A 23751-nucleotide genomic window follows, 5' to 3' on the forward strand; every position below is an offset into this window, starting at 1 on the left:
GGCAGTACATCGAGCAGCAGCGGCGACCGCCCCGTGCTCCCGGTAGGCCGAAGTCGATGCGCTAACCCGGCCCTGAAGGACCGGGCTTGCGCGCTGCGCTCCGCGGTCAGACGGCGGCGAACTCGCCGTGCTGGCCTATCGGGGGCCCGAGCCCTCGCCGACGACGTTCGCCCCGGGAAGGGGTTCGCAACCCGGGTATGCCGCCGCCAGCGGGTCGGTGATCGTGTGCGCCGATCGGGTCCACGAGACCCGGTTCTCCACGGCCGGGATGACCGGGCGCGGGCTGCACAGCGGGGTGTGCGTTCCGATCGGCTCCGAAGCGGTGTGGGGAGTATTGACCGCGCACAGTCGTCGTTCCCGCGAATACGCCGACCGTGACCTGACCTTTCTGCGCTCGGTGACGGCGGTGCTGTCCGCGGCGATCCGCCGCATCGAGGCCGAAGCCGCGCTGGTGCACCAGAGCTTGCACGACCCGCTGACCGGGTTACCGAACCGCGCATTGGCCCGCCGCCGGCTCGACGAGGCCCTGGACGCCGCGCCGCGCGGCGGCACGCGCCTTGCGCTGTTGCTGGTCGATCTCGACGACTTCAAGGTCGTCAACGACAGCCTCGGCCATGCCGGCGGCGACGACGCGCTGATCGTTCTCGCCAGGCATCTGCGGTCGGCGGTGCGCCCGGGCGATACCGTTGCCCGCCTGGGCGGTGACGAGTTCGTGGTGGTGTGTGAGCACGTCGCGGGCGCAGCGGAAGCGCTGGCGATTGCGGCCCGGATTACCGGGAGCCTCGCCGACCTCAACCGGGCAGAATCGCTCGACTGGCCGATCAGTGCCAGTATCGGTGTTGCACTCTCCGATGCGGAGTGCACCCGCGAAGAGCTCGTCCGCCGGGCAGACTCGGCGATGTATCGGGCGAAGGCTGCGGGGGCGGGTGGTTACGCGCTCTACGACGGCACCTTCTAGGACGGCAGCAGACCCGATCGGTGCACTGCGGCCGGCGTGACATGAAGTCGCGGCTGCCGATAGGCACCCTAGGGAGGGGAAATTGTCATCTTGACGCGGATCCCGTCCCGTCGAATACTTTTTGGACAGGGCGGATCCCGTCGACACACGACGGAAAGACGCCGCGCTTCGCCCTTGTGACAGAAAGATATTCGCGTCGTCGACTGCTGGTGAAACGCATCGGCTGTCTGGTCGACCTGCATCAGAGGTGAATGCGATGAACACGTGTGTGCACGCCGGCACGAAGTCTGCCCTGCTCAGCGGGCATCGCCGCGACGCCGTCGTGGATGTCGGACGGAACTGAGGCACCCGATGGCCGATTTCGACCCAGATGCGACCCAGGCGGCGTCGGTCCGTGCAGTCGGCCACGGGATCATGGCCGAGTTGGACGCTGCCGGGTTCGCCGGTGCCGAGGAGGTCGGCCGGGGCGGGTTCGGTGTCGTGTACCGCTGCCTGCAGCGTTCGCTGGGTCGAATCGTTGCGATCAAGGTCCTGACATCGGACCTGGACCCCGAGAACCGCGAGCGCTTCCTGCGGGAGGGTTACGCGATGGGTGGGCTCTCCGGTCACCCGAACATCGTCAACATACTGCAGGTCGGCGTGACCGACGCCGGTCGCCCGTACATCGTCATGCACTATCACCCGCGCGATTCACTGGCGGTCCAGATACGCCGAGAAGGTCCGCTGCCCTGGCCGGAGGCGATCAGCATCGGGGTGAAGTTGGCGGGAGCCTTGGAGACGGCGCACCGGACCGGCACGCTGCATCGCGACATCAAACCCGCGAACATCCTTCTCACCGACTACGGCGAGCCGCAACTCACCGATTTCGGCATCGCACACATCGCCGGCGGGTACGAAACGGCCACCGGTGGATTCACCGGGTCACTGGCGTTCACCGCGCCGGAGGTGCTCAACGGTGAATCGCCGACCGCGAGATCCGACGTCTACGGACTGGGCGCGACGATCTATTCACTGATCGCGGGGAGGGCGGCGTTCGAGCGGAAGACCGGTGAGGAACTCGTTGCGCAATTCGTGAGGATCAGCAGCCAGCCGGTGCCGGACCTGCGCGCCCAAGGCATCCCGGACGGCGTGTGCGCCGTGATCGAGAGGGCGATGGCGACGAATCCCGCTGCCCGGCCGGCGACCGCCGAGGAGTTCGGACACGAACTCCAAGCCGCACAGCGACACATCGGTCTGCGCTCGGACGCAATGGCGCTGGCACCCCTGGAGACCGCGCCGACGACTGAGGCGCCCCGGCCGGAGTCAGGTACCGATGGATACCGTCGAATCCGGTACGAAGATCCGGACATCGGTCCGCGCCAGTGGGTCGAACCGACCCAGCAACTCCAGGCGGATTCTCATCCCTCGGGACCGCCGTTCTGGCCGCCGGCAGGCCCGCCGCCCTGGCCGCCGACCGGAGGTCCGGGCAGCATCGCAGAGTCCCGCAAAGGTCGGCGCGCCGTCCTGACCGCGCTCGCACTGGTCGTCGCGCTGATACTGGCGGGCGGCGGGTACCTCGTGCTCCGAGAAACCACCGGACCCGGTACCGCAGGACCGACCGCCCAGGACGCCGAGGCGACTCCTGCCGTCGACCCGACTGCGGCGTGGCGACCGGTCGAGGATGCCCGTGTTGCCCGCCAGCAGACGGCAACGACAGTCGCGGACGGGACGATCTGGGTGTTCGGAGGGTTGGACGACAACGGCGTCTCGGTTCGGCAGGAGGGCTTCGACCCTGCCATCGACACCTGGAAGGCCGGCCCCGACCTTCCGGTCCCGCTCAACCATGCGATGGCGGTCACCTTCAACGACGAACCCGTGCTGATCGGCGGCTGGAAAGCGGAAGGTCAGAACCTGACCGCGGTCGCCTCCGATCGGGTGATGGCGATGCGCGACGGTCGGTGGGTGGACCTGCCCCCGCTGAACGAGCCGAGGGCTGCTGGTGCCGCAGCCGTGGTGGGCGACAGGATCGTGGTCGCCGGGGGACAGGCGAACGGCGCACTGGTGTCGACGACCGAAGTGTTCGACGGCACGAAGTGGACGACCGTCTCGCCTGTCCCCACCCCACGGGAGCATCTGGCCGGGGTGTCGGACGGGACGTACTTCTATGCGATCGGTGGGCGGGACCTGGCGTCGGACCAGAACACCGCCGCGGTCGAACGGTTCGACCCCGTCGCGGGAACGTGGACTACGTTGCCTGCGATGCCCACTCCGCGCGGCGGGCTCGGTGCGGCGTTCATCGACGGCCGCATCGTCGCGGTCGGTGGTGAAGAACCGACCAAGGTGTTGTCGACGGTCGAGGCTTACGACTTGGTCGCGGGGACATGGTCGCAATTGCCGGCTCTGCGGACACCGCGGCACGGGATGGCGGTCGGCGCGGTCGGCAACACGGTGTATGCCGTCGGTGGCGGCATCAAACCGACACACGCCGAATCGACTGCTGTGTCCGAGGCCCTGCAGATCGCGCCACGCAAGACCCAGTGGGCGCCGGCGTGGCGTCCGCTGAGGGATGCGCCCATCGCCCGTCAACAGACGGCGACGGCCGTCGCGGACGGCACGATCTGGGTGTTCGGCGGACTCGACAATGCGGGGTCGACCCCGAAGGTCGAGGGGAACGACCCCGCCATCGACACCTGGAAGGCAGGTCCCGACCTTCCGGTTCCGCTCAACCATGCGATGGCGGTCGAATACGGGGGCGAGTTGGTGGTCCTCGGAGGCTGGGTGCCCGAAGGTCCGAATCTCACCGGCAAGACGTCGGACCGGGTGCTCGCGCTTCGGAATGGCAAGTGGGTGGACCTTGCACCGCTGAACGAGCCGCGGGCGGCTGGTGCCGCGTCTGTGGTGGGCGACAGGATCGTGGTCGCGGGGGGACAGGCGGACGGCGCACTGGTGCCGACGACCGAAGTGTTCGACGGCTCGAAGTGGACGACCGTCTCGGACATCCCCACTTCACGGGAGCATCTGGCCGGGGTGTCGGACGGGACGTACTTCTATGCCATCGGCGGGCGCGACCTGGCGTCGGACCAGAACACCGGCGCGGTCGAACGCTACGACCCCGCCGCGGGAACGTGGACTACGTTGCCTGCGATGCCCACTCCGCGCGGCGGGCTCGGTGCGGCGTTCATCGACGGCCGCATCGTCGCGGTCGGTGGTGAACAGCCGACCAAGGTGCTGTCGACGGTCGAGGCTTACGACGTCGCCTCTGGGACCTGGTCATCATTGCCGCCCATGCCCACCGGGGCGCACGGGATGTCCGTTGCGACGGTCGGCCACACCGTCTACGCCATCGGCGGTGCACTACGGCCCACGCACGCGGAGTCCACCGCGACTGCACAGGCACTGGATTTCTGGTGAGAGTGCCGGTGTCGACGGGTCGATCGTCCGGCGGTCAGTCAGGCCAAATGTCTTTTGTCCGTGTAGTTGTGCTCAGTAGAGGGGGACTAGACTTGGCGTTGGAGGGGCGAGTTTCGCAAGAGATGCGGGCCGGGTAGGAAGTGGTTCGTGATGAAGGTGACGGCGACGGCCACCCGTTGTGGCGGCTGGTGGGTGGTGGAGATTCCGGGAGTCGAGATGGCTCTCACCCAGGCGCGGCGGCTCGATCAGGTTTCTGCCATGGTGGCGGATGCCGTGCATCTGGTCGAGGATGTGCCGGCCGAGGACATCGAGGTGGTCCTCGACTACGAGATTGGGGATTCGGCGGCGCTCATGGAGGCCCGAGCGGCCCACTTGCAGGTCGAGTCCGCCGCCCACGCGCAGGAATGTGCGGCGCGGGCCTCGCGGGCCGCGGTGGCGCATCTGCGCCGATCGGGTCTCTCGGTGCGTGATATCGGTGTCATCCTCGAGCTGAGCCCGCAACGGGTCTCTCAACTCGACCGAGCCGGCGTTCGTGCCTGACACCATCACGATGTTCCTCGCCGGCGACGTGATGACCGGCAGGGGAGTCGACCAGATCCTCCCCTTTCCCGGCGACCCGGAGTTGAGGGAGCGTTGCGTCCGCGATGCCCGCGAGTACGTGGCGTTGGCGGAGAAGCGAAACGGCCCGATCCCCGGCCCCGTCGGGTTCGGGTGGCCGTGGGGTGAGGCGTTGCGCGTCCTCGACGCGGCGGAGCCCCACGCCCGGGTGATCAACCTGGAAACGACCGTCACCACCTGTGCGCGCTTCGCGTCCAAGGGAATCAACTACCGAATGCATCCGTCGAACCTGGGAGTGCTCACCGCTGCGCAGATCGACGTCTGCGTTCTGGCGAACAATCACCTTCTCGACTTCGGTGCCGATGGGCTCGTGGAGACCGTCGACGCGCTGGCCCGCAACGGCGTGCGGACCGTCGGTGCGGGGCGCACCGTGGCGCAGGCGTGGTGTCCCGTGGTCATGAAAGCCGGGACGAGTCGGCTGTTGATCTGGGCGGCAGGTATGTCGTCGAGCGGGGTTTCGCCGCACGGGGCGGCCCGTCGGGGGCGGCCTGGTGTCGCCCACCTTTCGGAACCCACCGGCGCCGAGGCGGACCGTGTGCTCGACCGGACGCGGCTGATACGGCGGGACACGGACGTGGTGGTGGTCTCTCTGCACTGGGGTTCGAACTGGGGATACGACGTGCCGGATGCGCATATCGAGTTCGCGCATCGGCTCGTCGACGGTGGCGTCGACGTGGTCTTCGGGCACTCGTCCCCATCACCCGCGGCCGGTCGAAATCTATCGTGGCCATCCGATCTTGTACGGCTGCGGCGACCTGATCAACGACTACGAGGGCATCCGGGGGCACGAACGCTACCGCGACGATCTGCGGCTGCTCTACCTGGTGACCCTCGACGCGCGCACGCACGAACTGCTCGAGCTACGAATGGTGCCGATGAGATCCCGGCGGATGCAACTGCAACGCGCGTCGACAAGTGACACCGAATGGCTGCGGCAGGTTCTCGACGGGATCAGCCGCGACTTCGGCACCCGCATCGATACGGGTGCCGACGACGTCCTCGTCGCACGGGCGGACCACGCGAACTGGTAACTGGCGGGTGTGTACGGAGCGGACGCGCTGTGCACACACCGCTGAGCGGATCCCACCAAGGTTTTGTTCGAAGGGAACTGCTCCTAGATTGGACGTATGGAGGGCACGGCACAGTCCTCGATACTGCTCGGAGACGTCCTGAATTCGAGGCGCAGGCGGACCTTCGTCGGACGCCGGGTCGAGCGCGAATTGGTTCGGGCCGGACTGGAGTCGGGCGATTCGCAGTTGTCCGTGCTGTTCCTGCACGGCCCCGGAGGGATCGGGAAGACCACGTTGCTCGACGAGTTCGCGGAGATCGCGGCGGAAACGGGCGCGTCGGTCGTCCGGCTCGACGGGCGCGATATTCCGCCGTCTCCGTCGGCTGTCCTGGCTGCGTTGGGCGAGGCCGTCGATGTGCCTGACACGGGCGTGATCGCGCGGGAGGAGGAACGACTTTGCGTCCTCATCGACACATACGAGGTTCTGGCGCCGATCGACGAGTGGGTGCGCACGCAATTGCTGCCGCGACTACCGGCAACGGCGCTCACCGTGATCGCGGCCCGGACACCGCCCAGCTCCGAATGGCGGTCCGACGCGGCGTGGTCCGAGTTGTTGCGGGTCGTGTCCCTGCGGAATCTCACCCCGCAGGAGAGCAGAGAGTTTCTCCGGGCAGTGGGGGTGCCGCCGCCGCTGCACGAACGGATCTGCCGGGCCACGCACGGCCATCCGCTGGCGCTGGCGCTGTTGGCCGACGTGGCATCCCGCGGCGGCGAGGTGGCGGCCGATCCGTTGACCCCCGACCTCATGGGGGAGCTGATGCAGCGGTTCATCGCGGTGGTGCCGAGCCCCGCGCATCGGCGGGCGCTCGAGGTGTGCGCCCTCGCCCGAGTGACTACCGAGCCACTGTTGCGTGACGCCCTCGGGCTCGAGGACACGCATGAGATGTTCGGGTGGCTGCGACAGCTGTCGTTCGTCGACGCAGGCCCGGATGGCCTGGCCCCACACGAAATGGCCCGCGAAGTCATCGACGCGGACCTGCGGTGGCGCGACCTCGACGCCTACACCGACGTCTTCCACCGCGTGTGCCGGCACATTCGCCACTCGCTTCTGTCGTGTACCGGGCGCGAACAGCAGCGCGTGATCTTCGACCTGAAGTTCGTGTTTCGCAATCTGCCCGGGATCCTGTCCCCGGTGGATTGGGAATCGTGGGGCCGGCACTATCCGGAACCCGCTTCACCGGCGGATCGCGAGACGATCGTCGAGTTCACCCGACTACACGAGGGTGCGGAGGCGGCGGCCATAGCGGCCGCCTGGTACGAATGCCAGCCCGACGGCTTCTACATCGTGCGCCGTCCCGACGGTGCGCCTCGTGGATTCTTCGGTCTCATCGATCTGAGCCTCGCGTCCGCGGACGATCTGGCATCGGATCCGGGTGCCGCGGCGGCCTGGCAGTTCGCCCGCGGGCACTCGCCTCCGCGAACGGGGGAGACCGTCACCCAGACCCGGTTCGTCGTCGACCGGGACACCTATCAGGACCCATCGCCCACGATGAACGCCATTCCGATCATCACCATGCAGCGGTACCTGTGCACACCGAGCCTGTCCTGGGATTTCCTCACACTTGCAGAGCCTGACCGGTGGAACGAGTACTTCGCGGTCGCCGACCTTCCGCGCGCCGAGGGTGCCGATTTCGAGGTGGGCGCCCGAACGTACGGGCTGTTCGCGCACGACTTCCGTCGTGTCCCGGTCGACGAGTGGCTCGAGCGGGTAACCGAAGCCGCATTGTCCGAGAGCCCTTCCGCACCTCTGCGACCGGCGCCGGACCTGCTGGTACTGTCGCAACCCGAGTTCGAGCAGGCGGTCCGGCAGGCTTTGCACGACTGGCACCGCCCCGACCTGCTCCGGCGAAACCCGTTGATGCGCACCCGGGTCGTGTGCGATCGCAGCGATGGGGAGCCGGACGTCGCCGAACTCGACAGCGTGCTCCGCGACGCGGTGGACTCGCTGGCCGACAACCCACGCGACGACAAACTGCTGCGGGCGGTCGACCGGACGTACCTGCGCCCGGCCGGAACCCAGGAGGCCGCCGCCCGGGTGCTCGGAGTGCCGTTCAGCACATATCGGCGCCACCTCACACAAGGTGTCGCGCGGATCGTCTCGTGGTTATGGGACCTGGACGTCTACGGACACCCGCAGTGAACACGAATGAGCAGTATTCGGACTGGTGATCGAGCACCGAATGCTTGCATTCTCCTCGTATCCAATCGAGGAGGCTCCCATGACAACTCAGATCGGAAACCGAGCGGTCGTGCTCGGAGCCGGCATGGCCGGCTTGCTTGCGGCCCGCGTACTGTCCGAAGCGTATTCGCAGGTGATTGTGGTCGATCACGACCACCTCCCGGGCACAGCCGAGCCGCGCCGGTGTGTTCCTCAGGGCCGCCACACCCACGTGCTGATCGAACGCGGCCAGCAAATCTTGGAGGAGCTGTTCCCGAGCTTCACCGACGACCTGGTCGGGCTGGGGGTGCCGACCCTGGACAACCTGCGCGACGTGCGGTGGTGCCTGAGTGGGCACCGATTTCCGCAGCCGGAGAGCGGAATGACCGTCGTGAGCGCCAGCCGGCCATTCTTGGAGGGCTACGTGCGTGCCCGGGTGAGCGAACTGGCCGGGGTCACCATCGTGGACCGCTGCGATGCCGCGGGCATCACCACGACGCCCGACCGCCTGCGCGTCACCGGGGTCCGTGTTCTCCGGCGGGCCGACGGCAGTACCGAGGAGATCCTCGACGCCGACCTGGTGGTGGACGCGACCGGACGGGGCTCGCGCGCCCCGATGTGGTTGGTGGATCTCGGCTTCGGACGCCCGGACGAGGAGAAGGTGCACGTCGGTCTCGGCTACGCCACCCGCATCTACCGAGCCCCGGCGCCGGGGTTGGGCGACGACCGAGGGATCGTGATCGGTCCGACACCCGATTCTCCGCGCGGGGGTGCGCTACAGCTGCTCGAGGGAAACCGTTTCCTGGTGACGTTGATGGGGATGCTCGGCGACTATCCGCCGACCGATCCGGACGGCTTCCTCGACTTTGCCTCGTCCCTGCGGATCCCCGACCTCTCCGAGGTGATCCGGGACGCCGAGCCGCTCGAGCAAGCCCGGACATTCCGGTTTCCGGCGAGCGTCCGCAGACGGTATGAACGACTGTCGCTCTTCCCTGCCGGCTTCCTCGTAACGGGGGACAGTCTGTGCAGCTTCAACCCGATCTATGCACAGGGGATGACCGTGGCAGCGCTCGAGGCACTCACGCTGCACCGTCACCTGCAGGGAGGGACCGAGCCACACGCACGCGGCTTCTTCCGCGATGTCGCGAAGGTGATCGACGTTCCATGGGACATGTCGGTCGGCGGGGACCTGGCTTTCCCGGAAGTGATGGGACACCGCAGCCCGAAGATGCGGATCGGAAACGTCTACATCCAGCGCCTGCACAAAGCCGCCGTGCACGATCCCGTGCTCGCTACTGCCTTCATCCGCGTCGCCGCCCTGATCGATCGTCCCGAGCGGCTGATGAGCCCCGGGACCCTGCTGCGGGTCCTGCGTCAGAACGTGTGGCACCCCGCCCGATCCGTGCACCCTGACGCCGCTGGCGAGCGGAATCAGGTCACCGATCAGTGTTGACGCCGACGCGAATCCAGTGCTGGATCCGCCAGATCACGTTGTACCCTGAGTCGGGGCGGCCCCGGGCCGGGGCTGGACATGATGCGTTCTGCGCATACGAGCACACGACCCGGCACTCCCGACAACACTCGATCGTCACGGCGCCGTCCGCGATAATCCACCGGCGGTGAGTCCGGTTTCGGCGCGTTCGACGTGCGTTGATCGTCTCCAACGAGAACCGACGGCCGTCACCGCCTAGAATTTCGGGTGCACAGTCCCGCAGACGCGGCCGATTCGAGCGCGGAGAGTGGCAATGCAAGTTGGAGCGCTATTCGGCAAATACCGGCTGGACCGTCCGCTGACGGTGGATGTGAGCGGCGAGGTCTGGGCGGCGTTCGACACTGTCACGTTCCGGCACGTCGTGGTGCGGGTGCTGCCGCCGGATGCTACCGAGGACGACGAATTCTGCGACCGGTTCGAACGGGAAGTAGGCATCGCGGCGCAGATCCGAAACCCGCATGTAGTCCCGATCCACGACTTCGGGCAGATCGGAAACCGACTCTTTCTCGCAACGCCGCCGACCCAGGGCACGAATCTGCGGACGATCCTCGAGTCCACCGGACCGATGGAGGTATCGCGGGCGGTCGGCGTCGTCGAGCAACTGGCGTCGGCGCTGGAGGCCGCGCGCGCGGCCGGGCTGGTCGAGCAGGAAGTGTCATCGGCGAACGTCGTCGTGCATGACGGGGGACTGATCCAGCTCACCGATGTCGGGCTCCCCACGATTTTCGGGGCCGCCTCGGGCGTCTACGGCCTGACCAGCGTGTTGTACGAGTGCCTCACCGGCGAGGTGTTCCCGACATCGGCGATCCCGACGCCGCCCGTCGGCATGGCCGCCGTGATCGCACGCGGAACGGCGGTCGACCCCGCGCGGCGCTATCGATCGGTTGGCGAACTCGCCGCCGCCGCTCGCGTCGCGGCGCCACCGCAACAGCCTGCCGCCGAGCCCAGTCCCGCGACCCCTCCGATCGACCGGAACCGCCGTCTCGTGGTCGCCGGACTTGCGTTCGCCGCGATCATCGCTGTCGCGATTGTCGGCGGCGTGATCATCGGGTCGGGAACGTCGTCACCCGACGTCGCCGTGCCGACGCCGTCGTCGGGCGCGGCCGGGCCGGCATCGCCGTCGTCGTCACCGACCGCCAAGGGGAACCCGACCGCTGCCGAGCAGGTGCCGCCGGTGCAAGCACCACCACCGACGCAAACGCCGGTCGCGGAGGCACCCGTTCCAGAGGAAGTCGTCCCGACACCCACTCCGGCACCGCAAGCACCACCGATAGTGCCGACGCCCGCACCGCCCCCGGTAGCGTCCGTTCCGCAGGTGCTGCCGTGCTACCCGGGGTACGAGCACACCCCGCCCCCGGACGGTCCGTGTCTCTCGCCCGGCTCGCCACCGGCGAATGCACCGGCCCCCGTACCGGCCCCGGCCCCTGCCCCTGCCCCTGCCCCCGCGCCTGCGCCTGCGCCGCAGGTGCTGCCGTGCTATCCCGGTTACGTGCACACCCCGCCTCCGGACGGGCCGTGCTGGGCTCCCGCGGGCCCGTGAAGTCTCAACGATTGTCGGTGGCGATCCAGGAGTCGTAGACCTCGCTGACAGCCGCGGCGATCGCTCGGCCGTGCAGCGTCCGCGCGGATCGCGGTTGTTCGATTTGGATTCCGCCGGCAGCGTCGATGGTCAGGCGGTTGACCAGGTTGGACGCGGATTCACCGCTATGCCGTTCTCCGGGTTCGGCCACGCGCACACAGACACCGCTTCCGTCGAGGGCCTTCGCGATCGCGTTCCGGACGTCCGACTTGAGCCGCGCGGGAGCGAGGCCGCCGATGAGGACTTCGTTTCCTCGGTAGCCGTGAAACGACAGCGCCCACTGGAATCGTCTCGCTGACAGGGAGCGTAGAAGCGGAAAGCTGTGCACGCTGAGATCGCCCGAGGAAATGTGCCATGCCCGATAAGCGTTACCTCCCGGTCGCCACCCTTTACACGTCCACAGGGTCGAATGGCGTGATCCGAGCGAATCGACGACCTGTTCAGCCTGCTGATCCGTTCGGGTTTCGATGGCGCCACCGTGCGGTGCCAGAACCACGAGACGGTGATGTCGCCCGTCGTCTTCGAGTCGCTCGATGAACTCGCCCTCGGTTTCGGCCTCTTCCTCGGTCATCGCGGGGGCGGTGCACCGACGGTCGAGAATCACCGTCTGTCCCGGCGCCGCGCCGAGCCGCCGACAGCCCCCCTCTGTTATCCGGATGGTGTCGATCTCTTCCACATCGGTGTCCGGGATTAGCGTGAACAGTGCGGTCGTTTCCCCGTGGCTCACGCGAGCCTGCTGACGCGGCGCCGCTCCCAGTCGAGCCAACATCCGCGGGTGAATCCCGATACGTTCGCCGGCCGATGCATTGGTGGAGCGATCGTGACGGACTGCGAGGCGCAACGGCATCGAAAACTGCTGAAACGGACGCTGTTCGAACACCTCTTCAGGTTAGGCGCGAATCCGTTGCGGGTGCGGTCGAAACGAGCAACCGCCACCGATCTCGTCGCGTGCGAATGCCGTGATTCGATGAGGCCCCTTGTCGGCAGTCCTCGCGCGGCGAAGACTCGAATCCATGAGTAATAAAGCAGTGGTCAGTCTCACCACCGGTCTCGAGGACGCCGAGAAGGTGACGGTTGCGTTTCTGGTCGCGGTCGGCGCGGCAGAGCAACAGCGCGAGACGCTGATGTTTCTCACGAAAGAAGCGGTACGGCTCGCGCTCGACGGCACGATTCAGGGCGTGGCCTGCGAAGGTTGTCCGCCGCTTCCCGATCTGGCGGCACGATTCGCGACCGCGGGCGGCATCTACATGGTGTGTCCGATCTGCTTCGAGGCCAAGCACCTGGACAAGGACGCGCTGGTATCGAATGCCGAACTTGCCGGGACAGTGCCGATGTGGAAATGGATCGGCGACGAAGGGGCGGTCACCTTCAGCTACTGACCGGCGGAGCGAGCGAGGCGCCGGGTCCAGTTACACTGCGCGCGTGAGTAATCGAGTCGATTCGATCTGGGATCACGGGGAACAGGGCCGGCAGTGACCGATCGCTACGTACTCGTCGACACCGACATCGGCGTCGACGACGCCCTTGCTCTGCTCACCGTTGCACACCACCCCGGAACCGAGATCGTCGGTGTCGGAACCGTATTCGGGAACTGCCCCGAACGGCAGGCCGCGCGGAACGCCCTCACCGTTCTGGCCGTCGCCGGCCTATGCGACGTTCCGGTGTGCATCGGACAACCACGTCCCGGCACGCCCCCTGCCACCCGCTCCCCGCACGGACTCGACGGACTCGGCGACCGCGGTTATCGGCCACCACCGGGCGTGGGTCCGGCGCCCGAGTCCGCCGTCGATCAATTGCTCCGCGTCGCCGAGGAGCGGCCCGGCGCGGTGGACCTGCTGTGCCTGGGTCAGCTCGCCAACATCGCCGCTGCCGTCACACGCGACCCACGGGTCCTGACCCGGTCCCGTTCGGTCACCATCATGGGCGGCATGGGACCCGCCTCCCGTAGAGACGTCGAGGCCGCAGCACAACCACAATTCCTCGGGAAAGGTGACACCAACGCCAACCACGATCCAGCCGCGGCCATGGTGGTCGCTGCAGCGCCTGGGAAGATTACGTGGGTGGGAATGAATGTCACCGGCCGACTCCGATTGGCCTGGGCCGATGTCGACGCTCGTTCCGCGGTGGGAAAGACTGCGACCTTCGTCCGCGACATCACCGAGGACTATCACCGGTACTGCACCAGCACATACCGCGCCGAGGACCCGATCTACACCGCGCACGATTCCGTCGCGGCCGCCGTGATGCTCGACCCCGCGGTCGTGCTGACCGCCACCGACGCCCAACCTCGGGTGCATCACGAGGACGGCCGGGCCGCCGTGTGGGGCGTCAATCCAGTACGGGGGCCGGCACATCGATTCGTGACCGACCTCGATTACCGTTCGATCGGAGCGCGGATCACCGCCACACTCGACGCAGATTCTCCCGGATCGGTCTCGACCGGCTAGCAGCGCCGATACGTCACCTGCCGGTGTTCGACACGGCGTCGACGGACCTCATACGACGGCGTCGAGCAGATGCAGTTCCTCCGCCACGATCAGATCGACCTCTTCACTGGTCAGACCGGACAACAGATGTGCCGTCAACATCGCTCTCACCTCCTCATGTGCTCCTACTTATTCGTCGAATCGGCGATCGCGATATCGACAAAACCGGGCACATTTTCGGGAGGTAAATTTCGGCGTCGACCGCAGGATCCCGAGATCGTCCGAAGTGATGTGGCAACGTCCGCCGACGCGACTACTTGCCGTCGACCGGAACTGCATCCGCACCCGGTGCGGAGGGATCGAACGGTGGCGGGTCGGCTGGATCGAATCCACCTCGCACCGTCGAGCAGGTTGCCCCCGGTTCCGGGTAGGTGTTCGGGTTCTGACGTAACGCCGTGAGGAAGTCGGAGATCCGGGGATCGGTTACGTCGTCGAGTTTCAGTTGGTGACCCCACGACTGAAGGGACACCGCCGAATCGAGACCGGGGTACGGCGACATCAGGGTGTACGGTTCGCCGTCGACCTTCGCTGCCAATGTCGAGACCTCGTCGGCGCTCAGTCGGTCCGGGTCGTAGGTCACCCACACGGCGCCGTGCTCGAGAGAGTGCACGGCGTTCTCGCTGCGGATCGCTTCGGGATAGACAATTCCCGTGCACGTAGCCCAGTACTGGTCGTGTGCACCGCCGAACGGGGGAGTCTGGTCGTACGCCACCCGTTGCGGTGCCTGCACATGGGCGGCGGGCGGATAGTCGATGGTGACGATCCCTTCGATTCCCAGTGACGGGTCCGGATTGTCCGCGCTCCGCGAGAAGTCGCGGCCGTCGTCAGTTCCGGAGGTCAGCGCGTAGGCAACGACGGCGACCGCTCCCACGACGACCACGACAGCGGCGAGCAGCAGCCAGGGGAGGCGCCGCATTCCGCCCGGTGACGGTCGAGAGTTCGGGCCTTCGCCGCGGTCGTTCGTCATAGCCGATCCTTCGTCTCACCGGGGGCCTGACCGCGCATCCCCATCTACGAAGCATGGTAGTAGACGGTGGAACAGCGCCCGGCTGGACTACGGTGCGGCGATCTACCGTCTGGCCATCGCTGCGATTCGCAGATCGCGGGTACGAGCCTGGTGCGCAATCATCAGGATCCGCGCCTTTTCGGCGTCGCCGCTCTGCACGGCGGTCAGGATCTCGCGGTGTTCCGTTTCGATCTGCTGCAGATTGGAGGAGGCCTGGGCTTCCTCCGCGTCGTAGACCCGCAACTGGGCGTCGAGTCGGTCCATCAGCTGTGCGATGGTCTGATTGTGAGCGGCGCTGCGAAGCGCGCTGTGCCACTCGTTGTGTAGCGCCAGGCTTGTCGAGGGATCGGGTGATTCGATCGCCTGCTCGAACAACCGGCTCAACCGCGCCAGGTCCAGTTCGGTGTGGCGGGTCGCGGCGGAGTAGGCGATCGCGGACTCGAGTGCGATTCGTGCCTCGCAGATCTCGAGCACCTCCTCGGGAGTTCGCTCGCGCACCCGGTACCCACGCGGCGCCTGGACCACCAGGCCCTCGTTTTCGAGTCGCTGCAACGCTTCCCGTACCGGTGTACGGGACAGTCCCAGTTCCGCACCGATGGTCGCCGGTATCAACATCGTCCCGGGCCGGTCGGCGCCGCCGGTGATCCGCTCACGCAGCTGTTTGTACGCCGATGATTCTCTCTCCACCGAGTTCCCCTGTCCGGGCACGAACGCCATGCCACGGAGCAAGCGTTACCAGAGGCGAGTAACCGAAGTAAAGGGTTTGAATCCATGTGTATACAGATGCAGACAGAGATGTGCAGTCGTTCGTAGGCTCCTCCGCGTCAGCACAAGGAGAAGCCATGAATACCCACTCAGCACGGCAAGTCCGTAGCAGAGAATCAGCACCCGTCGGATCGGACGTCGTCGGGAATGTCTGAGACGCAACTTGCCGCACCGCGCCCGACCCGGGCCGAGCCGACGGGGGAGGATCGCCGTCGGCCGCGACGCGCCGCCACGCGCCGCCGACTTCAACCGTCGGTGTTACTGCCATGGGTGGTGCCCATCCTCGTGATCCTCGGCTGGCAGTGGGCGTCCTCGACCGGGGCGATCTCGCCCTCCATCCTGCCTCCGCCCAGCAAGGTCCTGGCCACGGCAGAGCAGTTGTGGACCGCCGGAGAGCTGCAGAGACACCTCACGGTCAGCGTGCGCCGAATTCTGATCGGGTTCACCCTCGGAGCCTCGATCGGACTCGTGCTCGGCTTCGTAGTCGGGCTCTCGCGAATCGCCGAGGGACTCGTGGATCGCACCCTGCAGATGTTGCGCGCGCTCCCACACCTCGCCCTGGTCCCGCTGCTGATCGCGGCGTTCGGTATCGGTGAACTCCCGAAGGTCGTGCTCGTCACGCTGGGTGTGATCTTTCCGGTGTACCTCAACACGGTCGCGGGAATCCGCACCGTCGATCCGAAACTCGTTCAGCTCGGCGAGTCCTACGGGCTGGGTCGAGGCGCCCGAATTCGGGACATCATCGTTCCCGGAGCCATGCCGATGATTCTGACCGGCATCCGCTATGCACTCGGCGTCGCCTGGTTGACGCTGGTGATCGCCGAGACGATTGCCACCAGTGAGGGCATCGGATTCCTCGCTCAGAACGGCCGGGACATGCTGCGCAACGACCGCATCGTTCTCGCGATCCTGCTGTACGCCGTCGCCGGACTGCTCGCCGACCAGATCACCCGGCTGATCGAGGCCCGTGTCCTGCGCTGGAATCCCCACTACCAGGGAGGAAATCGCTGATGCCTGCCACCAACCTCGTCGGCCTCGATCTGGTCGGCATCGGCAACCGATACCGTGACACGACTGTTCTCCACGATATCGACCTGACCGTCGAGCCCGGTGAGTTCGTCTCGTTCCTCGGCCCCAGCGGGGTCGGCAAGTCCACGCTTCTGAGGATCGTCGCCGGGCTCGAACAACCGACGCACGGTGTCGTCGAATCCACCGGCGGCACGTCGGGCGGCACGATGTCGCGGATGATGTTCCAGGAGGACCGTCTGCTTCCATGGCGGAACGTCCTGGACAACGTGCAGCTCGGAACTCGGCACCAACGCGAACGCGCACTCGAGCTGCTGAACGACGTAGGTCTGTCGGGGCGTGAGAAAGACTGGCCGTCAGAGCTTTCCGGAGGGCAGCGTCAACGGGTGGCGCTGGCCCGGGCGTTGCTGCATCGGCCTCACGTCCTCTTGCTCGACGAGCCGTTCGGTGCCCTGGACGCGATCACCCGCGTGGCGATGCAGCAACTTCTCGAACGCGTCCTCGCCGAGCAGCCGAGGACGGTACTGCTCGTGACCCACGACGTGGAAGAGGCACTGGTGCTCTCCGACCGCGTTCTGCTCTTGACCGAACAGGGCATCACCCGCGATCTGAGGATCCCGCACGCCCGACCACGACACCGCGGAGACGCCCAACTCGCGGCCTGGAAGGAGGAGCTGCTCGACGGACTCCTCCAGGCAGACAACGCACTCTCGTATCCCTAGTCCACTTCTGTGGTTTTCTCGGAAAGGCCCTCATTCTCATGTCACCCCGCGTCACTTCACAACTCCGCGCCCTCGATCGGCGGGGATTCCTCAGGGCCGCCGGCGCCGGAGTCCTGGGCCTCTCCGCCCTCTCGCTGACCGGCTGCGCTGCGTCGGCATCCGGCGCAGCGGACGGCCCGCTGACCGAGGTGCGATACGCATTGATCGGCGACGGGAAGGCCGAGCCCGGCACGATCCTGCGCAACAACCTGGGCGGATTCGACCTCGCCAAGGATCTGGGGGTTCCCGTCCAGTGGCCGTCAGGTTTCCCGGCGTCGCTCCCGGTGATGGAGGCCGTCAAATCGGGAAGTGTCGACTTCTCCTTCGCCACCGCCACCGCGGTGATCTACGCCATCGGCGGCGGTGTGCCGATCGTTCCGCTGGTTGCCTATCCACTTCCCGCCAACGAGGTCGACATCCTGGTTCCGCAGGGATCGGACATCAAGTCGGGTGCAGATCTGCGAGGGCGCAAAGTCGCGGATCATCGCGGCACCACCGGCACGTACAGCTTGGTGAAGTATCTGGAACCGGTCGGTCTCACACTCGACGACATCGAGTACGTCAATCTTCCTGCCGCAGATGCGGAGGCCGCCTTCGCGGAGGGCAAGGTCGATGCGTGGATCAGCTGGCAGCCCACCATCGAGTTGGCCAAGCGGAAACACAATGCGGTCGCGCTTCCCGACGTGAAGACGTACGACTACGCCTTCTTCGTCGCGAGTGAGGACTTCGCATTCAACCACCCGGATGCCGCGGCCACACTGGTCCGGAACGTGCGCGATGCGCAGCGCTGGATAGACGGCAACCCGGAGGTCGCGGTCTCCGCGTTCGCCGAACTGGGTGGATTCGGGAACAGCGATCTCGAGGAGCAGGTGTATCTCGACCTGGTGAAGGCGAGACGTTTGTCCTATTCCGGTGCAGGTGAATTCGCTGCGCTCGATGCGGCGGCGATCAGCGGAACCCAGGACCTCGCGGACAACTTCCACGATCTCGGTGTGTACCCGGACCGGGTCGACGTGACAACGTGGTTGCAGGATTCGCGTTTCGACTCGATCAAGTCAGTCATCACTCAAGCGCTCGCGAAGTAGGTATCACCGCACATGTCTCCCTCTCGTATGCATCTGGCCGCCTTCGTGACCGCGGGCCCGGGTCGGCCCGGCGGCTGGCGATACCCGGCATCGGTTCCCGGCTGGCTCAGCGCCGGCTACTACCAGAACATCGCTCGCACCCTCGAGGACGCTCGTTTCGATCTCGCGTTCTTCGCGGACATCCTCTCGGTGCCCGACCGCTTCGGCGGCAGCCCGGATTCCCAGCTACGCAACGGTGCACTCGGTTCGATGCGACTCGACCCACTTCACGTGCTGTCGTCGATGGGTTCGGTCACGTCGCACCTCGGCCTCGCCGCCACGGTCTCTACCACGTACGCGCAACCGTTCACCGTCGCGCGGTCCTTCGCCACCCTGGACCACCTGACCGAGGGACGTGCGGCCTGGAATGTGGTGACCTCGTTCCAGGAGTCGGAAGCGCGAAACTTCAACCGGGACGAACAGTTCCCCCGTGAACAGCGCTACGAGCGGGCCGACGAGTTCCTCGAGGTCGCGGGAAAGCTCTGGGACAGCTGGGAGGACGACGCGCTCGTCCTCGACACCGAACAGCCGTTGTTCGCCGATCCGGATCGAGTGCACCCGATCCGTCACAAGGGTGACTGGTTCACCGTGCAGGGCCCGCTCAACGTCCCCCGGCCTCCGCAGGGCTACCCCGTGGTGATCCAGGCCGGCGCGTCCGCCAAGGGCAAGGACTTCGCGGCACGGTGGTCCGACGTGATCTTCTGCAGCCATGCGTCCCTCGAATCGGCGCAGGACTTCTACAAGGAGATCAAGGAACGGGCCGCCGCTCACGGCCGCGACCCCGAGGCTGTGAAGATCCTTCCGTCCATCGCGCCCGTCGTCGGGGCCACGACGGCGATCGCGCAGCAGACATTCGAAGAACTCTTCGATCTCGTACCGCCCCTCGGTGGACTGTCCACACTCGCGTACCACTTGGACGTGGACCTGTCGACGTTCCCACTCGACGAGCGGCTCCCCGATGTCGAGGTTCCCGGCGTCGAAGGCCATTACCAGGAGGTCAGGGAGATGACCGAGCGGGAGGGGCTGACTCTGCGCGAGCTCGGGAAGCGCTACGGCGGTCGCGTCGAAGGTGGATTCATCGGCACTGCAACAGAAGTCGCAGACGGACTGGAGGAATGGTTTGGGCAGGGGGCCTGCGACGGGTTCATGGTCCAGGCGCCGTACCAGCCGGGCGGATTCGAGGACTTCACCCGTCACGTGGTTCCCGAATTGCAGAAGCGAGGACTGTTCCGCAAGGAATACGAGGGGAGCACCCTGCGCGAGAACCTCGGGCTGCCCCGAGTGCAGAGCGGGGAGTGGGCCAACCGGGTGCGTCGAGCCGCCGGGGCCGCACTGTGAGTTCCGACTTGGCGGAAGTGTCCGGGCACACGGTATCCGGGGCGCCGGGACGATTCATCCTCGATGCCCGCGAGAACCACCTCGTCTCGGATTCGAGGTTCGGCCCGGCCGAGGCCATCCAGGCCGGCGAACTGCTCCTGGCAGCGATCGTTTCGTGCGCGATGGCGAACATTCAGTCCAACGCCGAGGCCGACGACATCCGCGTGACCCACATCGAGGTGCACGCTTCACATCGACGGGGTACGGCCGACCCGACTCGCTACGATTTCACGGACGTGCGCATCGAAGTGCACGGCGTGGACCAGCCGACGGCCGACTCACTGGCCGCGAAGTTCGCGGCGTCCTGCCCGATCTACAACACCATCAGGCGGGGAAGCGGAATCGAGTTGACCACCACAGCCCACTCCTAACGGAGCGATTCGATCGGACCGGGGTGCGCCTTACAACGCTCGCGTGGCGCAGGAGGGTCAGAGTGACGGGCGCGTGCGGGAGATCGCGGTGTCGATCACCGCGAAGAGGTCGTGCTGTGGAACCGTGTCGCCCGCGCCGGCCGTCTGGGCTGCCTCGATCAGATCATCGGTGAGACTGTCGAACAGCAGCGCCGTGCGGGGGTCGGTCCGCTGGCCGGGACTGTCGAAGGCCCGCAGCGCATCGACCGCGTCGCGGTACCGGCCGAGCCCTTCGGGCGCCGCGCTCACCTGCATCGCGTGCACGTTCATCGCGCTCAGCTCCGAACCATGCTGTTGGACAGCCGGGCTTCGTTCAATGCTCGACTGGCGGGATCGCAGCGGTACTGACCGGTAGTGGTGTGCCGGTAGCCCGGGCCGTCCTTGGCGACGGCGTGCCCGCAGTAGCGGCATTCGTGACCGGACTGCCCGATGCGGATGGTTTCGAGGGTGGGATACGTGTTGGTACTCATTGTTCTCGTTCGTCGGTGTGGTCGGTGGTGTCTGTGAAGGTGGGGTCGAACGGTTGGGGTGGGCTTCGGGGTGCCACTGCCGTCGGCGGCCGCGTCATGCGTATTCGACGAGGGGCTCGGCCGAACCGGCATGGGCGCGTTCCAGTGCCTCCCAGACGAGGCCGTAGCGCTTGAGGGTCATCTCGTCCGCGTTCGCGAGCAGGGCGTTCAGGAGGGAATGCGGGTCGTCCTGCCAGGAGTGCAGCGCGGCCGCGACGGTTCTGTTGGTGAACAGACCCGATTGGGCAAGGGCGTAACTCCACTCGTCGAACAGACCGCTGTGGATGCGTTCGACAGCGTCGTGGTCGAATCCCTCGGCGACGAAATCACGCGCGAAGGTGGCCGTGACGTAGTCACCGCAGGTAATCGGTTCTGCATTCATTGGTGCGAGCACCCTCCGTCAGTGGCGGCGTCGGACCAACGGGCGACCCCGGTTCGTGAGTATGAGACAGGTCACATCGTCGCCCACTACGTCGGGATGGCGCATCGGCCGAATCACCGGGGGGTATACCTATCTTCTGGTCCTCGCAGCCGTCGTCGGGTGGGGACACGGACCATTTGGCCTGGTCACAGGCTTTTACCTCGGAAGGAAGCTCCTATGACCGTCACCGACCTCGAGGTCCTTCCCAACCTGCGCGACCTCGGCGGGCTTCCCCTCGCCGAGGGATGCCGGACCCGTGCCAGGGTGCTCTACCGCAGCGCTCTGCCGGCGCCGGGCGACGCCCGACCCACCGCGGTCGATGAGTGGCCGGCCCGCACCGTCGTCGACCTGCGCAGTCCCCGGGAGTTCGCGACCCGGGTGCATCCGTTGCAATCGGAGAAAACCGCCGTGCACCAGATCTCGCTGCTGTCCGATGCCGAGGTCGCCGCGCCGAACCAGGGTGCCCGACTCGCCGACGTCTACCTCGGGATTCTGACCAACGCGGGGGATCGGCTCGTAGACGTCCTGCGGGTGGCGGCCACCGCCCCCGGCCCGGTGCTGCTGCACTGCGCGGCAGGCAAGGACCGCACTGGGGTCGCAGTGGCATTGCTGCTGCGCACGGCCGGAGTCGAGCCCGATGACATCGTTGCCGACTACGAATCGACCAACCAGCACATGGACGCTGTCGTTGCCCGCATTACCCGCTTCGCTCCCGAACTCGGCCAGGCGCATCCCAACGACCGCGATCTCCGGGGTGCGGTCCCCGAGGCCATCGAGGGTGTCCTGGCCCGCTGGGACACCCACCCGGGCGGCATGCACGCGTGGCTGCGGGCGCACGGTGCCACCGACGAGACGATCCGACTCTGGATCGCGCGTTTCACCGGGTGACCAGCAGAGCGCCGGTGATCTTGCTGCACCCACCCTCGCGGCCGAGCAGTGTCCTGCCCAGCAGCACCAACCCCCACGGGCCGATCACCCAGATCGGCCAGGGGTAGATCATCACGCCGGTTGCGAGCGAGACGATGCCCCAGATCGCGATGTTGAGTCCTCCGGCGGCGAGCCAGGCGAGCCACTCGATCCGCTGGTGACCCGGGATGCGACGCCGCGCGGGGCGGGCCACCGGTGCCCCGGCCCGCGCGGTGGCAACGGCCGGGGGTGCCGACGGAAGATCACCCAACACCTGATGCGCCTGCTGTTGGGTGGTCGACTGATACACCTGTGCCACCCTCTGGTCGAACTCGCCGATGGTCAGTCGCCCTGCGGTGAGGTGCCGCCCGAGTTCACCGACGATCTGCTCGCGTTCGGAATCGGATATCCGGATGTTGTCCGCGTACTGCATCGGACCCTCCTCAGCAATGACATTCCACTGTGGAATGTCGCTCCTACCATGATCGATATGCCACAGTGGAATGTCAACCCCCGACTGCGCGAAGGACCGTGCCATGCCCGAACGCCCCCTCAACGCCACTGCGGCATCGCTCCTCGGGTTCCTGCACGAGGGAACCAAAACCGGATGGGACCTGGTGGTGACCGCGCAGGAACGCATCGGCAAATTCTGGTCGATCACGACCAGCCAGGTGTATCGGGAGCTCGCCGCAATGGAACGCTCCGGGTTGATCGAGGCGGGGGAACGGGGCGCCCGCGAGCGCAAGCCCTACACGCTCACCGACGACGGTCGCCGGGCGTTCGCGGAGTGGATCGAGCGCGACCCCGGCCCGGAGAACATCCGTTATCCGATGCTGCTCACCGTCGCGTTCGGCGCGCACCTTCCGCCCGAGCGCTTGGCCGCGATGCTGGACGCGCACCGCGCAGCGCACGAAAGTCAGCTCGCCGAGTACGAGCGTGACGCCGCGGTGCACGGTTCCAACCGATTCGCGCTGGCCACGCTCGACTTCGGGATCGTGTACGAACGTGCGGTACTCGAATGGTTCGATCGCGTCGGAAACCGTCTGGGGCAGGGAAGTCGCTGACGGCCCCGCTGCTCGCCAGGTGCGGATTTCGGAGAGTCAGCCGATCACGCCGTCTTCGGCGACGACAGACGTCGGCAGGTCCACCCGTTGCGGAGTGCCGACTTCATCGCAGATCACGGTGACGAACGCCGGAAACACTATTCGCCACGAGCCGCCGACGGGAGACAACGCGCTCGCGGCGAAATCGGCCCACTCCTTTGGCAGCAACGTCACTGGTTCTTCCTGCAGCCATTGCGGCGTGGGAATCCGGCGGTTCTTCTCCTCGGCGGGGTCGACGACGAACCGCACGTCGGTGGCGGTACCGGTTCCGACGTTGCGGAGCCGGAATCGGTCGACGGGTCCGCGGATGCGCTGGACTTCGAACTCGACGTGTTGCGGGTGTGGGAATGCACGCTCTGCGGCTTCGGCGATCCGGGTCAACGCGGTGACCTGCTCGAGCGCGGCGTCCAGCGCAGTCTCGGCCTCGCGCCTGGCCTGATCGGCGAGGGTTGCCTTCCGCCACGCTGCGGCAGTGGTGGCACCGAACAGCACCGCAGCCGCCGCGCCGACCCACGATGCGGTTCTCATGCGCGGAAACTTACCCGACCGCATATCGGGGAGGCTCGCTGGTGATGTCTCCGCGAGCGGTGAGG

The 23751-nt window shown here is 66.8% G+C and carries 23 protein-coding genes and 1 pseudogene; 16 read left to right on the top strand and 8 right to left on the bottom strand.

Translation table 11 applies throughout. From position 1 onward, the window contains the following. Positions 1-127 precede the first annotated feature (127 nt). The 7 genes and pseudogenes from ACFVJ3_RS37395 (at position 128) to ACFVJ3_RS37425 (ending at position 11225) form a co-directional block, all read left to right on the top strand. Positions 128-958, top strand: a complete 831-nt coding sequence (locus ACFVJ3_RS37395; RefSeq protein ID WP_378456851.1) for a diguanylate cyclase domain-containing protein — start codon at positions 128-130, stop codon at positions 956-958. Between the two features lie 351 nt (positions 959-1309). Beyond that, positions 1310-4348 (top strand): kelch repeat-containing protein, encoded by a 3039-nt coding sequence (locus ACFVJ3_RS37400; RefSeq protein ID WP_378456852.1) that lies wholly within the window; start codon positions 1310-1312, stop codon positions 4346-4348. A gap of 150 nt (positions 4349-4498) precedes the next feature. Beyond that, positions 4499-4888 (top strand): hypothetical protein, encoded by a 390-nt coding sequence (locus ACFVJ3_RS37405; RefSeq protein WP_378456911.1) that lies wholly within the window; start codon positions 4499-4501, stop codon positions 4886-4888. Positions 4889-4898: 10 nt separating this feature from the next. Beyond that, positions 4899-5997: pseudogene (locus ACFVJ3_RS37410) on the top strand (CapA family protein). Positions 5998-6093: 96 nt separating this feature from the next. After that, complete coding sequence (locus ACFVJ3_RS37415; RefSeq protein WP_378456853.1) at positions 6094-8175, top strand: AAA family ATPase; 2082 nt, start codon at positions 6094-6096, stop codon at positions 8173-8175. Positions 8176-8254: 79 nt separating this feature from the next. Beyond that, positions 8255-9646 carry an NAD(P)/FAD-dependent oxidoreductase gene (locus ACFVJ3_RS37420; RefSeq protein ID WP_378456854.1) on the top strand — a complete coding sequence of 464 codons (1392 nt, stop codon included), beginning with the start codon at positions 8255-8257 and terminating at the stop codon, positions 9644-9646. Between the two features lie 292 nt (positions 9647-9938). Further along, the gene (locus tag ACFVJ3_RS37425; protein ID WP_378456855.1) at positions 9939-11225 is read left to right on the top strand and encodes a protein kinase; all 1287 of its coding nucleotides are present in this window, start codon (positions 9939-9941) and stop codon (positions 11223-11225) included. A 4-nt stretch (positions 11226-11229) separates the two neighbouring features. On the opposite strand, the gene ACFVJ3_RS37430 is transcribed toward ACFVJ3_RS37425, so the two are convergent. Then, positions 11230-12111 carry a poly-gamma-glutamate hydrolase family protein gene (locus ACFVJ3_RS37430; protein WP_378456912.1) on the bottom strand — a complete coding sequence of 294 codons (882 nt, stop codon included), beginning with the start codon at positions 12109-12111 and terminating at the stop codon, positions 11230-11232. A gap of 166 nt (positions 12112-12277) precedes the next feature. Between ACFVJ3_RS37430 and ACFVJ3_RS37435 the strand changes: the two genes are divergently transcribed. Together ACFVJ3_RS37435 and ACFVJ3_RS37440 are read left to right on the top strand one after the other, a co-directional pair. Next, positions 12278-12643, top strand: coding sequence for a peroxiredoxin (locus tag ACFVJ3_RS37435; RefSeq protein ID WP_011593566.1), 366 nt, complete (start codon positions 12278-12280; stop codon positions 12641-12643). Between the two features lie 93 nt (positions 12644-12736). Then, positions 12737-13711: a nucleoside hydrolase gene (locus ACFVJ3_RS37440; protein ID WP_378456856.1), complete on the top strand. Its 975-nt coding sequence runs from the start codon at positions 12737-12739 to the stop codon at positions 13709-13711. Positions 13712-14003: 292 nt separating this feature from the next. Here the strand turns inward: ACFVJ3_RS37440 and ACFVJ3_RS37445 are convergent, their stop codons facing one another. Together ACFVJ3_RS37445 and ACFVJ3_RS37450 are read right to left on the bottom strand one after the other, a co-directional pair. Continuing rightward, entirely contained in the window at positions 14004-14717 is a 714-nt protein-coding gene (locus ACFVJ3_RS37445; RefSeq protein WP_378456857.1) for a DUF3105 domain-containing protein, read from the bottom strand. A gap of 102 nt (positions 14718-14819) precedes the next feature. Beyond that, on the bottom strand, positions 14820-15443 hold the full coding sequence (locus tag ACFVJ3_RS37450; RefSeq protein WP_378456858.1) for a GntR family transcriptional regulator: 624 nt from the start codon (positions 15441-15443) through the stop codon (positions 14820-14822). 348 nt (positions 15444-15791) lie between these two features. On the opposite strand from ACFVJ3_RS37450, the gene ACFVJ3_RS37455 reads away from it, so the two are divergent. Genes ACFVJ3_RS37455 through ACFVJ3_RS37475 form a run of 5 tightly spaced genes read left to right on the top strand, consistent with a single transcriptional unit; the run spans position 15792 to position 20180 of the window. Next, a complete protein-coding gene (locus tag ACFVJ3_RS37455) occupies positions 15792-16532 on the top strand; it encodes an ABC transporter permease subunit (RefSeq protein ID WP_378456859.1) in 741 nt (246 codons plus the stop codon). After that, complete coding sequence (locus tag ACFVJ3_RS37460) at positions 16532-17269, top strand: ABC transporter ATP-binding protein (RefSeq protein WP_378456860.1); 738 nt, start codon at positions 16532-16534, stop codon at positions 17267-17269. The genes ACFVJ3_RS37455 and ACFVJ3_RS37460 overlap by 1 nt, the downstream gene beginning before the upstream one ends. Before the next feature lie 38 nt (positions 17270-17307). Further along, on the top strand, positions 17308-18393 hold the full coding sequence (locus ACFVJ3_RS37465; RefSeq protein ID WP_378456861.1) for an NrtA/SsuA/CpmA family ABC transporter substrate-binding protein: 1086 nt from the start codon (positions 17308-17310) through the stop codon (positions 18391-18393). 12 nt (positions 18394-18405) lie between these two features. Continuing rightward, entirely contained in the window at positions 18406-19770 is a 1365-nt protein-coding gene (locus tag ACFVJ3_RS37470) for an LLM class flavin-dependent oxidoreductase (RefSeq protein ID WP_378456862.1), read from the top strand. Beyond that, entirely contained in the window at positions 19767-20180 is a 414-nt protein-coding gene (locus ACFVJ3_RS37475; protein ID WP_378456863.1) for an OsmC family protein, read from the top strand. Before ACFVJ3_RS37470 ends, ACFVJ3_RS37475 begins: the two co-directional genes overlap by 4 nt. Before the next feature lie 57 nt (positions 20181-20237). Here the strand turns inward: ACFVJ3_RS37475 and ACFVJ3_RS37480 are convergent, their stop codons facing one another. The 3 genes from ACFVJ3_RS37480 to ACFVJ3_RS37490 form a co-directional block, all read right to left on the bottom strand. After that, a complete protein-coding gene (locus tag ACFVJ3_RS37480; RefSeq protein ID WP_378456864.1) occupies positions 20238-20489 on the bottom strand; it encodes a hypothetical protein in 252 nt (83 codons plus the stop codon). Between the two features lie 5 nt (positions 20490-20494). Next, positions 20495-20689, bottom strand: coding sequence for a hypothetical protein (locus ACFVJ3_RS37485; protein ID WP_378456865.1), 195 nt, complete (start codon positions 20687-20689; stop codon positions 20495-20497). Positions 20690-20783: 94 nt separating this feature from the next. Continuing rightward, positions 20784-21110 carry a hypothetical protein gene (locus ACFVJ3_RS37490; RefSeq protein WP_378456866.1) on the bottom strand — a complete coding sequence of 109 codons (327 nt, stop codon included), beginning with the start codon at positions 21108-21110 and terminating at the stop codon, positions 20784-20786. A gap of 216 nt (positions 21111-21326) precedes the next feature. Here ACFVJ3_RS37490 and ACFVJ3_RS37495 point away from each other — a divergent pair, with 216 nt between their 5' ends. Further along, on the top strand, positions 21327-22037 hold the full coding sequence (locus tag ACFVJ3_RS37495; protein WP_378456867.1) for a tyrosine-protein phosphatase: 711 nt from the start codon (positions 21327-21329) through the stop codon (positions 22035-22037). Here the strand turns inward: ACFVJ3_RS37495 and ACFVJ3_RS37500 are convergent. Next, positions 22027-22488, bottom strand: a complete 462-nt coding sequence (locus ACFVJ3_RS37500; protein ID WP_378456868.1) for a DUF1707 domain-containing protein — start codon at positions 22486-22488, stop codon at positions 22027-22029. The genes ACFVJ3_RS37495 and ACFVJ3_RS37500 overlap by 11 nt on opposite strands. Before the next feature lie 103 nt (positions 22489-22591). Between ACFVJ3_RS37500 and ACFVJ3_RS37505 the strand changes: the two genes are divergently transcribed. Continuing rightward, entirely contained in the window at positions 22592-23119 is a 528-nt protein-coding gene (locus ACFVJ3_RS37505) for a PadR family transcriptional regulator (RefSeq protein ID WP_378456869.1), read from the top strand. A gap of 36 nt (positions 23120-23155) precedes the next feature. Here ACFVJ3_RS37505 and ACFVJ3_RS37510 read toward each other — a convergent pair whose 3' ends face one another. Next, on the bottom strand, positions 23156-23686 hold the full coding sequence (locus ACFVJ3_RS37510; RefSeq protein WP_378456870.1) for a hypothetical protein: 531 nt from the start codon (positions 23684-23686) through the stop codon (positions 23156-23158). Between the last annotated feature and the right edge of the window lie 65 nt (positions 23687-23751).

Origin of the sequence: Rhodococcus sp. NPDC127593, assembly GCF_042671975.1 — a bacterium.
Lineage (GTDB): Bacteria > Actinomycetota > Actinomycetes > Mycobacteriales > Mycobacteriaceae > Rhodococcus_F.